The following is a 13,054-nucleotide window of genomic DNA, read 5'->3' as shown; positions in this document are numbered from 1 at the left end:
ACTGACATTTTGACGGTCCCGCCCCTCTCGCCGGCATGGATCAGCGCGTCTACGACCACGCGGAGACGCTGGTGGACTGGAGCGCACGCATCGAGGCCGGCGACGACGTGGTCCTCCGGGTCGCGGAGGGGGCCCACGACCTCGCGGTCGCCGTCGCCGAGAAACTTGGCGAACGCGGCGCGAACCTGCTGACCGTGTACAGTGCCGACGAGGTGCGCCGGGCGTACCTTCGCGCGCACGACGGCGAGTTCGACGACGATCCCGCCTACGAACTCGACATGTACGAACAGGCCGACAGCGTCCTCTCGCTGGGCGGCGGGCGAAACACCACGGCGCTGGCGGACGTGCCCAGCGAGCGCCGGCAGGCCGCGGCCCGCGCACGGGAGGGTATCCGGGAGGCCCGGCTCGACACAGACTGGGTGTCGACGATCCACCCCACCCGCTCGCTCGCCCAGCAGGCCGGCATGGCCTACGAGGAGTACCGGGACTTCGTCTACGACGCCGCCCTCCGGGACTGGGAATCGCTGGCCACGGAGATGGGCCAGCTGAAGGACCTGCTCGACGACGGGAGCGAGGTCCGGATCGTCGGCGAGGGGACCGACCTCACCATGTCCATCGAGAACCGGATCGCGGTCAACAGCGCCGCCTCGGTGGCCTACGACTCGCACAATCTGCCAAGCGGCGAGGTCTTCACCGCGCCGGTGGCCGATTCCGTCGAAGGCACCGTCACCTTCGACGTTCCCATGACCATCTCGGACCGCCGGGTCCGGGACGTGGAACTGACCTTCGAGGACGGCCAGGTCGTCGACTTCTCGACCGCCCAGGGCGAGTCCGCCATCGCCGAGACCCTGGAGACCGACGCCGGCGCGAAACGCCTCGGCGAACTCGGGATCGGGATGAACCGCGGCATCGACCGCCCCACAGACACGATCCTGTTCGACGAGAAGATGGGCGGAACGGTCCACATGGCGCTCGGCCGGGCGTACGCCTCGAACTTCCCGGAGGGTCACGCCGAAGAACGCAACGAGTCGGCGGTCCACGTCGACCTGATCCGCCGGATGGACGAGGGGTCGCAACTGGTGATCGACGGCGACGTGGTGCAGGCGGATGGTGTATTTCGGTGGGAAGACGGGTTCGAGGCGTAGTCCCGGACCCCTTCTTCCACCACTCGACTATCGAATGGAAAAATTCGGATGTGAGACTTTTTACCGCACCTGTCGAATTCCGGTGTGATGGTCGCGGGAGCCGTACTGAAGGGGGCGTTGCTGGGGAGCGGCATCGTCGCCCTCCTCGGCGCTTACGGGCTGTGGCTGTGGGGCCGGTCCCAGCGGACGCAGGTGTCGCTGGCGGACACGGCCACCGCGGCGTGGGAGGAGACCGCACCTCCGTCCGCGCAGTTGACGGTCGAGGTGGACACGGACCTCGCGGTGTCGGCCGACCCGGAGAAGCTACGGGGCCTGTTCGAGGCCCTGTTCGAGAACTCGGTCGCGTACGGCGGCCGAGACGTGACCGTCCGACTCGTGCGGACTCGCGACGGGTTCGCGGTCGAGGACGACGGGCCGGGCATCCCCGAAGACGAGCGCGAGCAGGTCTTCGAGCTGGGGTACAGCACCCGCGCCGACCGGCAGGGACTCGGCCTCGGTATGGTCCGGACGCTCTGTCACGCCTACGACTGGGCGGTCGAGGTCGAAGCGAGCGAGGACGGAGGTGCGCGGTTCGTCGTCTCGAACGTCCACTTCTACTCCACCTGGGAGACCGACGGCGACGAGACCGTGGCGAGGGCGGACGCGAGCGCCTGAGCCGGGTCAGACTTTTTCAGTCGCGCACGACGATGCGTGGGTATGCAGGCCGATCCATCGCGGTTCGTCGATGGGATCGTCCACGAACCGACCCAGACCGAGGAGGGCGGCCTCGACCTGACGGTCGCCGAGATCTACGAGGTGACCGACCCCGGCCGCGTCGACTTCGGCGGCGGCGAACTCGACCCCGCCGAGGCCGAGCCCCACCCCAGCGAGAAGCGCAACGACGACGACGACTACGAGTGGTGGCACCTCGACGCCGGCCAGTACCTGCTCGAATACAACGAGTCCGTGGCCGCGGACGCGCCGGCGGACCGCCGACTCGTCGTCCAGACGCGTGCGGAACTGCTGGCCCGCGGGGCCTTCCACCCGACGCTCAGAGTCGCGGAACTGGACCGCGTGCCGCTGTCGGTCGGCGGTGCCGGACTCCGGCTGAAGGAGAACGCGCGCGTGTCGACGGTCGTCGGCCTCGACTAGCGCCACCAGGTACTGCGTCGGTCCTCGTAGGAGGCGTCGCGGAACGGCGGCGCGAGGTCGGACTCGTCGGCGGCACCGAAGGCGTCGCCGAGCCAGCGGCCGACGTGCCAGCCGACCGCGTCGGGTGCCAGTCCCGTCAGGTAGATCTCGGCGCGGGTGTACCGTTCGCTCGTGCCGTCGCCGTCCGGGTCGATCCCGGTGAGCTGGCGACAGGAGCCCCGCGACCGGTCGATCCCTTCACAGGGGAGTTCGTCGGGGAAGGCGATCACCACGTCCGCGGCCGCGCGGTCGTCGACCCGGCGGAAGGAGACGTTGGCCGGGACCGTGCCGGCCGCGCCGTCGGCGTAGTAGTCCAGCGCGTGGCCCACCTGTTCGCGGACCTGCGCGCGGTCCTCGGCCGAGACGTTGCCGGCGTCCACGTAGACCGACAGCTCGGGGTCACTCCAGGGGACGGGCCGCTCGGTCGCGTCCGGCCGGGGTTCGGTCGCGAGCGTACTTTTGGCCATCATCACGTCGGCCGGCCGGTCGTCGTGGCCCTGCCCGAGGATGTGGCCGAACTCGTGTTTGAGGACCTGCCGGGTCGACTCGCGGTCGAATCCGCGCCTGACCCGCACCGTGACGGGTTTCGGCTGTTCCCGGAGGTCGTCGGCCAGCGGCGCACAGCCGGCGGCGTGTTCCTCGGTGCCGCAGTCGGTCACTTCCGCGACGACGCGGACCACCACGTCCGGGTCCTCCGCGTCGGCTCGCAGGGTGAACTCGACGGGATGGCCGAGGTACTGCTGGGCGTTGTCCTCCCAGAACGCGATGGCCGCGCGGGTGTCGGCCGTGTAGTTGTCGGCGGAATCCCGGGGTCCCGCGTCCACGGCGACGACGAACTCGGTCTCGGACCACGGGTCCGTCCCCGCCCCGAGCGTGTCACTGGGCAGTGAACACCCGGCCAGGACGACGGCGGCGAGGACGGCGACGACGACGGCTGACCTCATCTACCGGGTAGTCGGTGTCGACGGTCAAGACAATTGTGGGCGAGACGACGCGCGATAGCGGTCGCTCACGGAGTCGAGTGGCTGAGGGGAGTAAGCCCCCTTCTGTTCGGTCCGGCATTCGGCTACGCGCCCGCGCCAGGTCGCCGAATCCGGCGGTGTCCGGGCTACCTGACGACGCGGGCTTGCACCGGTGAGGGTTCGCCGTTCCATCCGTTCTCCGCGGTCGACACTTGGCCGGTTAACTCTCCCTCCCTTACGATCGGGATTCGCAGGCCGCATCGCTCGCGCGGAGGGGTCCTCGAAATCCCCGACGGGATTTCGGGATGCCACGGTCGCGAAGCGACAGTGAGCATCTCGTTTCTGTTCCAGAGCCAGCGGTCTCCCGCTCCGGGCTTGCGCCCGGTCACCTGCCCGGACGGTGGGGGGACTTTCCTCATGCCCCTTGCGCGACTGCGGTCCGGGGCACGGTGGCCGGACTCCCTCTGCCACCGAAAGGTAAACGACGCCCGGGATTAAGGCGTTCGGTCGATTCGGAACCCGGTCAGACCAGGAATTCCGGAGGGACGATGATTTAGGAATCTTCAAGGAGCCGGTGCGCATAACAAAGACAATGTCAGAGGCAGCGGGCAATCTCACGCAGACGGACGGCGTCCGAGCCGTGGAACTGGCCCGGAACGCCGTCGAGTCGTTCGTGGAGAACGGCACACGGGAACAACTCGGGAGCATGCGCGACGCCTTCTACCTGCGGACCGGGGCGTTCGTCCGACTGGAGAACACCCACGGCCGGGGCCGGCTGCGCGGCTGTGCCGGCAGTTACGACTGGAACGACCACCTCGGGGAGGCCCTGGTCGACGCGGCCATCGACGCCGCCAGCGAGGACTCCTGTGGGTCGGGCGTCGACACCGCCGAACTCTCCTCGATCTCGGTCTCGGTCTGTATCGTCGGCAACGTCGTCCTGACCGACGACCCGCTCGCGGACATCGAACTCGGCCGCCACGGCGTCGCCGTCGAGCGCGGTGCGGAGAGCGGCTGGCTCTACCCCACGGTCCCCATGGAGAACGGCTGGAGCGCCGCCGAGTACCTCGACCGGGCCTGCCGGACCTCCGGCTTCGCCCCCGGTGCCTGGGAGGACGACGACACGATGGTCACCCTCTTCGAGGGCCGGGTCTTCCGCGAGCGCGAACCCGAAGGCTCGATTCAGGAACTGACGTTCTGAAGCCACCGGACGAGCGTCGCACTCGTTGCCATCTCGACGATACCGAAGACGACCGCCGGGAGCGCCGCTGCTGGAACGCCCGCGCTCACGAGCAACCCCGCTGCCACCGCGAAGTCCCGCATCCCGACCGAGAACAGCCCGGCGATCCGCTCCGCCCGCCCGAACGATATCGTGGCGACCCAGCCTCCGGCGTAGCCGAGGAGGTTCAGCAGGAGCGCGCCCGCACCGACGGCGACCACGAGCGGTCCGCCCCGACGGAGGACGGCCGCGTTCGCCGCCGTGACGATCCCGATGATCGCGATCACCATCAGCGCCGACACCGCGGTGTAGTGTCCGTCGTAGCGACCGACGCGCGCGGGGTATCGCGACCGGAGCGCGACCGCGACCGACATCGGTCCGACGACCGCCAGCAGGAGGCTCTCGACGATTCGTCCGGTCTCGAACGTCGTCCCGGCGTCACCGAGGAGGACTGCGACCGCACCGGGGACGAGGACGAGCGAGCCCAGTCCCACGAGGACGAGAACGGTCGTCGACAGGGCCGTGTCGCCGCCGCCGAGTTCCGTCATCACCGGCGCGACCAGTTCCGGCGTCACGGCACCCAGGACGACGAACCCCAGCGTCAGCGTCGGCGAGAGCGCCAACAGACGGGCGATCCCGTAGGCCAGCACGGGCATCCCGGTCTGGACGAGGAGGATCACGCCGAGCGCCCGGCGACGGACCGACCGGAAGGCAGTCGGCGAGAGCGTCAGCGAGATACTCCCGATCATCACCGCCAGTATCGGCGTCGAGAGCGGTGTCAGCACGGCGACGCTCGGCACCAGGAGGCCGACGGCGACCGAGAGCAGGACCCAGACCAGCAGGTACTCCTCGACCAGCGCCGCGGCCCGGGCCAGCGCCGTCATTCAACAGCCAGTCCGGGGACCGGCGTCACGACCCTGTCGGTTCAGCCGCGTCAGTTCGTCGGCGGCGACGACGGCACACCCCAGGAGGACGGCCACGTTCTGAGGCGTCGGCCCCGCCGTCCCGGCGGCGACGAGCATGATCGGCACGAGCGCGGTTACGGCCGGCAGGAGCCACCGGTTCGCGACGAGCGCCGCGGCCGCCGCGAGTTCGACGACGCCGACGGCGACGACGAGAATCCCCGGTTCGGGGAGTCCGAGCGCGGTGAAGACGGCGACCGACCGCTCGTAGGTCAGGAACTTGCCGGCGCCGGGGACGGCGACGAGCGCCGCGACGACCCCGCGGGTGAGCTTGACCGCCCACGCTGGGATAGCATCCCGGAACACGGTCGGAGTCACGACACCCGCTCGCGGACGGCGGCGGCGATGGCTTCGCTGTCGTACGCGTCGGTTTCCTTGTCGAACACCGTCTCGCCGTCGACGCGGACCCGAAAGACGCCGCCGTCGCCGGGGCGAAGCGAGACGAGCGTCAACTGCTGGCCGAACAGGTCGAGCAGGTCGTTCTGGAGGGTGACGGCGCGGTCGCGCAGGCCACAGGGCACGCAGTACTCGATCTCGACTCGCGTCATGTGCGGACCGAGGGCGGGTCGGGGCAAAACCCTAGGACAAGGTCGCGCTAACCCGGTTACGAGCGGTTACCGAAGCGTCTTCCCGAGCGCGACGAATCCTCGCGTATGAGCGACGCGCCGAGCGAGGACTGTCTCGCGGGCTGGTGTGCCGACGACGACTGGTGTGCGATCACCTGTACGGCCGATGTCGTCGGCCGGAAGTGGCACCCCGTCGTCGTCGCCCGCCTGCTCGACGACGGGCCGATGGGGTTCGCGACGCTCGCCGAGTCGATCGCCGAGGTCTCCAACACCGTTCTCTCGGACAGTCTCGAGGACCTCGAAGACAGCGGCGTCGTCGACCGCCGCATCGTCAGCGAGCGACCGCTTCGCGTCGAGTACGCACTGACACCGCGGGGCGAGTCGCTGGAACCGGTCATCGACGCGATGGCGGCGTGGGGCCGGAGCGAACACGCGCCCGGGTGACGGTGGTTCCCACGCGCTGGGAACGCTCATCAGGGTTAGCCCGCTGGCCACCCACGTTCTAGATGGAGGGATCGACTATGACAGTCCGAGACGTTGCGACCACGGGGATCGAGACGGCGGGCCCGGACGCGACGGCGGAAGCCCTGGCCCTGCGCATGGAGGAAGTCGGCGTCGGGAGTATCGTCGTCGAGACGGACATGGAGCCGGTCGGCATCGTCACCGACCGCGACCTGGCGGTGGAAGTACTGGCGGCGGGCCATGCCCCCGACGAGGTGACGGCAGCCGACATCATGACCGAGACGCCGGTGACGGTCGAGGCCGACGCGGGCATCCTGACCGCGACGAACGCGATGGCCGAACACGCCGTGCGGCGGCTCCCGGTCGTCGACGACGGCAAACTGGTCGGCATCGTCACGATGGACGATCTGGTGGTCCTGCTCGTCGCCGAACTCGGGAACCTCAGTCGCGTCGTCGAGGCCGAATCGCCCACTTACTGAGCGCCGAGCCCCACCCGCTCGGCGTCTTCGAGCGCCCGGTCCGCCGCGGCATCGATGTCGAACTCCCGGACGATCTCGCCGTCATCGAGCAACGGCTCCAGCAACGGTTCCCCGTCGTCGGGCCCCTCGCGGTCGGCCAGGCCGATGTGGTGCCCGCCGTCGTCGGTCCGGTAGACCTGCTTCGTCCCGGAGAGCTTGCCCCGCTTGGCCGCGGGTTCGCCCGCGACCTCGACGATGTCCAGCGCGAAGTCGACGGGATCGGCGTTGCTGACGTAACTGCCGACGCCGAAGCCGTCGGCCACGTCCCGGAGTTCGCGGATCGTCTCTGGCGTGATCCCGCCGCTGGCGAACACGGCCACGTCCTCGTGGCCGCGGGCGTCCAGTTCCCACCGGACCTCCCGGAGGATGTGCCGGAAGTTCCCCCGCCGGGAGCCGGTGGTGTCGATCCGCACGCCGTCGAGGTCCGGGATGGTCTCGGCGGCCCGGACCGCTTCGTCGGTCTCGTCGCTGTAGGTGTCACAGAGCGCGATGCGGGGGACCTCGGGCGCGACCGCCTCGTCGAAGGCCCGCCAGGCGTCCTCCTGGTTGCCCTTGCCGAACGAGATCATCAGGGCGTGGGGCATCGTGCCGCCGGCCTCGCGGTCGATCACGTCGCCCCCGGCCACGTTGGAGATGCCGTCCATCCCGCCGATCAGGGCACTGCGCTCGATCATCGCCGCGATGGCGGGGTGGACGTGGCGAGTCCCGAAACTGAGGACCTGCGAGTCGGGCGCGGCCCGCTTCGCGCGCAGGGCGCTCGTCGCGGCCGCCGAGGCGTGAGAGAGGAATCCCAGCAGCGCGGTCTCGTAGACCGCGAAGTCGCGATAGGGGCCCTCGATCCGGCAGACCGGCCCGCCGTCGAACAGGTGGCCCTCCCGGAGCGCGTAGGCGTCGACGGGCAGGCCTTCCAGCAGGTGAGCGGCGTCTTTGACGCCAGCCAGCGCCTCGAACTCGCCGGTCGGGAACTGGTCGGCGGTGACCTCGGCGACGACGTGGGGATTGTGTCCGGCGTGGTCCAGTGCCTCGACCGTCCGGTCGAAGTAGGCGTCGGTCGCGCGGCCCTCGGCGATGGCCTCGGGCGAGACGATGTCGAAGGAACGCATTGCCGGCGATACCGTCGCCCGGACGAAAAACCTACTCGTCGCCGCCGATGCGGTCGAGCGCCCCGACGGTCGGCCCGTTGACGATCCGGACGCGCCGCCCGTCCCTGGTCACGCGGAAGGCGTCGCCGAACTCGTCGGACTCGGGCAGGACGTACACGTTCCGTGCCGGCCGCTGGCTCGCCCGCGAGCCGAGGATCGCCCGGTAGGCCCGGACGAACTCACGGGCGTCGGCGGTGGTGTCCCACCGACTCGCCCAGACGTAGCCGCCGCGGTCGCCGTTGCGGTAGGGGACGATCCGGTCGCCCGCCCAGCCCGCCGAGTAGCGGCTCTCGTAGTCGTAGACCGCGCGGCCCTGCACGTCGACGGCCCCGTTGGCCCACAGCATCGCGTAGATCGCCGCCTCGCCCGCCCGGTCACCCGGCGGGTCGCGGTCGTACCGGTTCCACTCGTCGGTCGAGCGGTCGGCGACGGTCACTGCTTCCGGACGCTCGTCGGGATAGGCCTCGGGGTGGATCACCTGCTCCGTACTCCTCGGGAACTGCTCGTAGAGGGCGTCGACGGCCGCCCAGCCGCCCCGGTCGCGGATCGCCTCGACGAACTCCGGCCCGGTCGCGTAGGGGGCGTAGATCGTCAGGAACAGCCCGAGGTTGAGGTCGCCGTTCCCACCGCCGCCGCTCCCCTGGCGGGTCGGACGGTCGATACAGTCCCACGTCTCGCCACAGCGGTCGGCGTACATCGTCTGGAGGTTGTTGGCCTCGCCCTCGATCACGCTCAACTGCGCCCGGCGGGCGTCCTGGGTCTCGGTCGCGACACCGAGCGAGAGTTGCTGGTGCTGGAGCGCGTGGACGAGTTCGTGGACCAGCGTCGAGCGGTCGACGGTCGGCGTGGCCGAGTCGCTGACGAGGACGATCTCGCCGCCCCGCGTCGAGTAGAAGCCCTGGACGGAGGCGTCGAGTGCCTGCCCACGGTCGTCGGCGGTCGAACTGTTCTCCCCGACCAGCAGGAGTGCCTCGTAGAGCTGGTCGTCGAAGCGGTCACGGCCGCCGCCACCGCCGTAGCGCTCGCTGTACTCCTGTCGGGAGATCACCTCGACGGGCACCGATCGGCGAAACTCCTTGCCCCGCAGGTGTTCGATGCGGGCCATCGCCCGGGCGACGACGACCTCGCGTTCGCGCTCGTTCAGCCCGTCGTCGGCCGAGACGCGGATCGGGTCGTCGTACCAGTGCCCGTTCTCCCAGCCGATCCGGTCGAAGACCGGGTCCGGCCGGCCCTCGCCGTCGATGGGCGCGTTACAGCCCGCCAGCGCGACGAGTGCCAGCAGGGTCAGCGCAGCCGCGACGTTCCGTCTCACGGCTGGTGGACAGCGTCGAGGGCGTCGACCGTCGGCGCGTTCACGACGGTTACCGTTTCGTTCTCGCGAGTCACCCGGAAGGCGTCACCGAAGCTGTCGTCCTCGGGGATGGTCCAGACGAACTCGCGGCCGTCGGCGGGGCTGGCACCCCAGTACTGGAGGAGCCGTCGGTAGCCGTCGGCGAACTCCCGGGCGTCGGTGGTCGAGTTCCAGGTCAGCCGCCAGACGTAGGCCGTCTGGTTCCGGCCGGCGTCGGCGTTCTCGTAGACGTGGAGCCGGTCGCCCGCCCACCCGTCGGTCATCGGGAGGTCGTAGTTCAGCGGGTCCGAGCGGTCGTTCCGGTTGACGACCTGGTCCGGGGTGACCAGCGCCGGTCCCGACGAGTCGTACAGCGTGTACGCGAACATCGCGCTCAGCGCGGACTGGCCCAGCCGGCCGTAGTCGGCGCGTTCGGTCCCGGCCACGGGCGACGCCGGCCGGACCCGCGTCCAGCCGTCGGTCGCGGTGTCGGACAGCGCGACCGTCTCGGGCGAGTCCCGCGGCGGCGTGTACTTGTCGGGGTAGATCGCCTGTTCGGCACTCTCCGGTGAGTCCCCGAACGCGGCGTCGACGGCGTCCCAGCCGCCCTGCTCGCGGAGGTGGCTGATCAGCCCGGGCCCGTCGCTGTACGGGAAGAAGTTCAGCAGGTAGATCCCGAAGTGGATGTCCGACGGCGGGCTACTGGTCGCGGAGAGACAGTCCCAGCCGTCGCCACAGCGGCCCTCGTAGGCCAGCCCGACCGTCCGGGCCTCGCCCTCGATCAGCGCCGACTGGCCGTTGTTCTCGTCCCGGGTCTCGCCGGTGATCGCCGAGAGGTTGTGGTACTGGTCCTGCATCGCGTGGACGAGTTCGTGGCCGAGCGTGCGCTCGTTCCGGAGTTGGGGCTGGCCGCTGTCGGAGACCAGCTTGATCGTGTCGTTGCGGGGATCGAAGTAGCCCAGCACGTTCTCGCCCTGGTTGTCGAGCTGGGCCTGGATCGAGGAGCGATCCTCGCCGACGAAAAAGAGCGCCTCGTACTTCGCGTTGTCGAAGGTCCGGAGCGATTCGGTCAGTTCCGGCTTGCTCTCCGATTTGAACTCGGCCCGGGAGATGATCTCCACGGGAACCGACTCGCGGAACTCCCGGTCCCGGACGACCTCGACGCGGGCCATCGACCGCGCGACGACGGCGTCCAGTTCGCTCTCGTTCAGCCCGTCGCCGTTGGTCACCGACAGCGACTCGTTGGCCCAGTAGCCGGCTTCCCAGCCGATCCGGTCGGTCGCGGGGTCGTCGAGCGCCGTCCGGTCGTCGGGGTCGGTCTTGTCGGTCCCCGTTCCGGCGTCGCCCGGTTCGTCGTCGGTTTCGGCGGTCGCTTCGACGGCCCCGCCGTCGGTCGGCGTGTCGGTGGTGGCTCCGGGCACGTCGGTCCCACTGCCCGGGACCCCGCTACAACCGGCGAGGACGAGGAGGGCGGCGAGTATCAGTCCGTGAGCGGCACGCATACCCCGACCCTTGGCCCGACGAGTCAAAAGTGGACCGACCGGGGAAAGGCGTTTTTCCGGGCCAGCCGTACGCCCGCACATGGACTTCGACACCGACTCGACGGCAGTAGTGGTGGTGGACATGCAGAACGGCTTCTGTCACCCCGAGGGGAGCCTCTACGCGCCCGAGAGCGAGGCCGTGGCCGACCCCATCGGCGACCTGATCGGGCGGGCCCGCGATGCCGGCGTTCAGGTGATCTACACCCGGGACGTACACCCGCCCGAGCAGTTCGAGGACGCCCACTACTACGACGAGTTCGAGCAGTGGGGCGAGCACGTCCTCGAAGGCTCCTGGGAGGCCGAGATCGTCGAGGAACTGGCGGTTCGACCCGAGGATCACGTCGTCGAGAAACACACCTACGACGCCTTCCACGAGACGGAACTCGACGGCTGGCTCTCGGCGCGCGGGATCGACGACCTGCTCTTTTGCGGGACGCTGGCCAACGTCTGTGTCCTGCACACCGCGGGCAGTGCCGGACTCCGGGACTACCGGCCGGTGCTGGTCGAAGATGCCATCGGATACATCGAGGAAGCACACCACGAGTACGCGCTGGACCACGCCGACTGGCTGTTCGGCGAGGTCACGACGCTTTCGTCGGTGGCCTTCGACTAGTCGATCCGGAAGACGCCCTGACCCGAGGCGACCGTGATCGGCGTGCCCTGCGGGTCGCGGCTCTCGACCGACGCTTCGGCGACCGCGGAACCCTCGCCGCTGTCGACGACGCTGGCGGTGGCTTCCAGATCGTGGGCCGCGTCGTCGAGGAAGTTGACCGTCGTACTCAGGAGGTCGACCCGGTCGTTGACGGGATCGGGCATCGTCGTACGGATCGCCAGTTCCGTGGTCTGCTCGACCAGCGTCGTCACGATGCCGTCGTGGATCTTCGGTGGATCGGCCTCCTTGTCGGTGAACCGCTCGTCGAACGGAATCGTCAGATTCGCCTCGCCGTACTCGATGTCGCCCATCTGCACGCCCAGCCAGGAGAGATACCCGTTCTCCCGTTCGACTGACATCCGGAGCATCACCGGTGCGCCTTCCGGAAGGTCGTTGGCCATGTGTGCAATACGTGTACACCCGCCCATCTTTTACTCACCGGTTCTTTCGACCTGTGAACTCACCTCACGGCGCTGTCGGAGTCACGCGAGCGAGACCGACACGTCGTCCCCGACCGCGAACTCCTGATCCGGGCAGACGAGTTTCACGCCCAGTGAGTCGCGCCCACAGAACAGCGAGAGTCCCGTGATCCGTCGGTCGTTCGCCCGCACGGTCACCTCGTCCCACGCGACCGTCCGCCCGTCGCTCGTGCCGACCCGCTGGCCGAGGAACGTGACCGATCCCGCCGACCCGCCGAGGACGCCACCGCCCTCGTAGTGGGGGAGGCCGCCGTCCAGCACGCACTCGGTCCCGTCGACGGTCGCGGCCAGGCCCGCGAAGCTTCCCGGACTCGGGTGTGTCGGCGCGTCCAGCACGGCATACGTCTCGCCGGTCTCGACGACGGTCCCGGTCCCGTCCCAGCCGACCGGAACCACGTCGACGCCCAGGTCGAGCGAGAGCGACCCCGACGCCCGGTAGTGGTTGGCGTCGGGCGAGCGAAACCCCAGGTGGACGTGATCGTCGACCCAGGGGGCGAAGAAGCCAGAGCGGATCAGTCGACCGAGCGAATCACCGACCGCGACCCGGTCGCCGGCCGAGACGGCGGGATCGACGTGGAGGACGCGGGCGACGTACTCGCCCGTGTCCACGAGGATCAGGTGGTCGTGCTCGACGGCGTAGGGCTTCGGTGGGGCGTCGACCGTCCGGGTGTCCAGCACCTCGCCGGCGACCGGCGAGGGGGCCGGGCCGCCGTCCGCCGGGTCCCGGTCGTCGTCGCCGCCGATCGCCACCTCGGGGTAGAGGTCGACGGCCGCGCCCGCGTCGTGGGCGGCGTAGGGGGAGTTGTACAGGGAGAAGCGGGGGTACCGATCCAGCAGAGCGGCGTCGAGCGTGACGGCCATTGACGAACGATGGGCCAGATCGGATTTCAACCCGTCGGGAACGAGCCG

The 13,054-nt window shown here is 69.6% G+C and carries 16 protein-coding genes and 1 other RNA gene; 7 read left to right on the top strand and 10 right to left on the bottom strand.

What is annotated here, in order from left to right; all coding sequences use genetic code 11:
* Positions 1–35 precede the first annotated feature (35 nt).
* The 3 genes from ACOZ4N_RS16845 (at position 36) to ACOZ4N_RS16835 (ending at position 2,276) form a co-directional block, all read left to right on the top strand.
* Entirely contained in the window at positions 36–1,145 is a 1,110-nt protein-coding gene (locus ACOZ4N_RS16845) for an aminopeptidase (RefSeq protein WP_424017517.1), read from the top strand.
* An 87-nt stretch (positions 1,146–1,232) separates the two neighbouring features.
* The gene (locus ACOZ4N_RS16840; RefSeq protein ID WP_424017516.1) at positions 1,233–1,799 is read left to right on the top strand and encodes a sensor histidine kinase; all 567 of its coding nucleotides are present in this window, start codon (positions 1,233–1,235) and stop codon (positions 1,797–1,799) included.
* A 42-nt stretch (positions 1,800–1,841) separates the two neighbouring features.
* The gene (locus ACOZ4N_RS16835) at positions 1,842–2,276 is read left to right on the top strand and encodes a dCTP deaminase (protein ID WP_424017515.1); all 435 of its coding nucleotides are present in this window, start codon (positions 1,842–1,844) and stop codon (positions 2,274–2,276) included.
* On the opposite strand, the gene ACOZ4N_RS16830 is transcribed toward ACOZ4N_RS16835, so the two are convergent.
* Complete coding sequence (locus ACOZ4N_RS16830) at positions 2,273–3,259, bottom strand: matrixin (RefSeq protein WP_424017514.1); 987 nt, start codon at positions 3,257–3,259, stop codon at positions 2,273–2,275. The two genes, ACOZ4N_RS16835 and ACOZ4N_RS16830, sit on opposite strands and share 4 nt — an antisense overlap.
* Positions 3,260–3,338: 79 nt before the next feature.
* Positions 3,339–3,746: RNase P RNA component (gene rnpB, locus ACOZ4N_RS16825), an RNA gene on the bottom strand.
* 123 nt (positions 3,747–3,869) lie between these two features.
* Between rnpB and ACOZ4N_RS16820 the strand changes: the two genes are divergently transcribed.
* On the top strand, positions 3,870–4,475 hold the full coding sequence (locus ACOZ4N_RS16820) for a TIGR00296 family protein (RefSeq protein WP_424017513.1): 606 nt from the start codon (positions 3,870–3,872) through the stop codon (positions 4,473–4,475).
* Here ACOZ4N_RS16820 and ACOZ4N_RS16815 read toward each other — a convergent pair.
* Genes ACOZ4N_RS16815 through ACOZ4N_RS16805 form a run of 3 tightly spaced genes read right to left on the bottom strand, consistent with a single transcriptional unit; the run spans position 4,457 to position 6,003 of the window.
* Positions 4,457–5,377, bottom strand: a complete 921-nt coding sequence (locus ACOZ4N_RS16815) for a bile acid:sodium symporter family protein (protein WP_424017512.1) — start codon at positions 5,375–5,377, stop codon at positions 4,457–4,459. The two genes, ACOZ4N_RS16820 and ACOZ4N_RS16815, sit on opposite strands and share 19 nt — an antisense overlap.
* Positions 5,378–5,773 carry a DoxX family membrane protein gene (locus ACOZ4N_RS16810; protein WP_424017511.1) on the bottom strand — a complete coding sequence of 132 codons (396 nt, stop codon included), beginning with the start codon at positions 5,771–5,773 and terminating at the stop codon, positions 5,378–5,380.
* Positions 5,770–6,003 (bottom strand): SelT/SelW/SelH family protein, encoded by a 234-nt coding sequence (locus ACOZ4N_RS16805; protein ID WP_424017510.1) that lies wholly within the window; start codon positions 6,001–6,003, stop codon positions 5,770–5,772. Before ACOZ4N_RS16805 ends, ACOZ4N_RS16810 begins: the two co-directional genes overlap by 4 nt.
* 105 nt (positions 6,004–6,108) lie before the next feature.
* Between ACOZ4N_RS16805 and ACOZ4N_RS16800 the strand changes: the two genes are divergently transcribed.
* A complete protein-coding gene (locus ACOZ4N_RS16800) occupies positions 6,109–6,465 on the top strand; it encodes a winged helix-turn-helix transcriptional regulator (RefSeq protein WP_424017509.1) in 357 nt (118 codons plus the stop codon).
* A 77-nt stretch (positions 6,466–6,542) separates the two neighbouring features.
* The gene (locus tag ACOZ4N_RS16795) at positions 6,543–6,962 is read left to right on the top strand and encodes a CBS domain-containing protein (RefSeq protein ID WP_424017508.1); all 420 of its coding nucleotides are present in this window, start codon (positions 6,543–6,545) and stop codon (positions 6,960–6,962) included.
* Here the strand turns inward: ACOZ4N_RS16795 and ACOZ4N_RS16790 are convergent.
* Genes ACOZ4N_RS16790 through ACOZ4N_RS16780 form a run of 3 tightly spaced genes read right to left on the bottom strand, consistent with a single transcriptional unit; the run spans position 6,956 to position 10,975 of the window.
* A complete protein-coding gene (locus ACOZ4N_RS16790; protein WP_424017507.1) occupies positions 6,956–8,104 on the bottom strand; it encodes a nicotinate phosphoribosyltransferase in 1,149 nt (382 codons plus the stop codon). The genes ACOZ4N_RS16795 and ACOZ4N_RS16790 overlap by 7 nt on opposite strands.
* Positions 8,105–8,135: 31 nt before the next feature.
* Positions 8,136–9,455 (bottom strand): Hvo_1808 family surface protein, encoded by a 1,320-nt coding sequence (locus ACOZ4N_RS16785; RefSeq protein WP_424017506.1) that lies wholly within the window; start codon positions 9,453–9,455, stop codon positions 8,136–8,138.
* Entirely contained in the window at positions 9,452–10,975 is a 1,524-nt protein-coding gene (locus ACOZ4N_RS16780) for an Hvo_1808 family surface protein (RefSeq protein ID WP_424017505.1), read from the bottom strand. The genes ACOZ4N_RS16785 and ACOZ4N_RS16780 overlap by 4 nt, the downstream gene beginning before the upstream one ends.
* A gap of 79 nt (positions 10,976–11,054) precedes the next feature.
* Here ACOZ4N_RS16780 and ACOZ4N_RS16775 point away from each other — a divergent pair, with 79 nt between their 5' ends.
* Positions 11,055–11,627: a cysteine hydrolase family protein gene (locus ACOZ4N_RS16775; protein ID WP_424017504.1), complete on the top strand. Its 573-nt coding sequence runs from the start codon at positions 11,055–11,057 to the stop codon at positions 11,625–11,627.
* Here the strand turns inward: ACOZ4N_RS16775 and ACOZ4N_RS16770 are convergent.
* Positions 11,624–12,067, bottom strand: coding sequence for a PaaI family thioesterase (locus ACOZ4N_RS16770; RefSeq protein WP_424017503.1), 444 nt, complete (start codon positions 12,065–12,067; stop codon positions 11,624–11,626). The genes ACOZ4N_RS16775 and ACOZ4N_RS16770 overlap by 4 nt on opposite strands.
* A gap of 81 nt (positions 12,068–12,148) precedes the next feature.
* Entirely contained in the window at positions 12,149–13,006 is an 858-nt protein-coding gene (locus ACOZ4N_RS16765; RefSeq protein ID WP_424017502.1) for a hypothetical protein, read from the bottom strand.
* Between the last annotated feature and the right edge of the window lie 48 nt (positions 13,007–13,054).

It is taken from the genome of Halorientalis pallida, from assembly GCF_049605515.1.
In the GTDB taxonomy this organism is placed as follows: Archaea; Halobacteriota; Halobacteria; order Halobacteriales; family Haloarculaceae; genus Halorientalis; species Halorientalis pallida_A.
The sequence above is the reverse complement of the archived record's forward strand: the minus strand, read 5'-3'. Positions and strand labels throughout refer to the sequence as shown.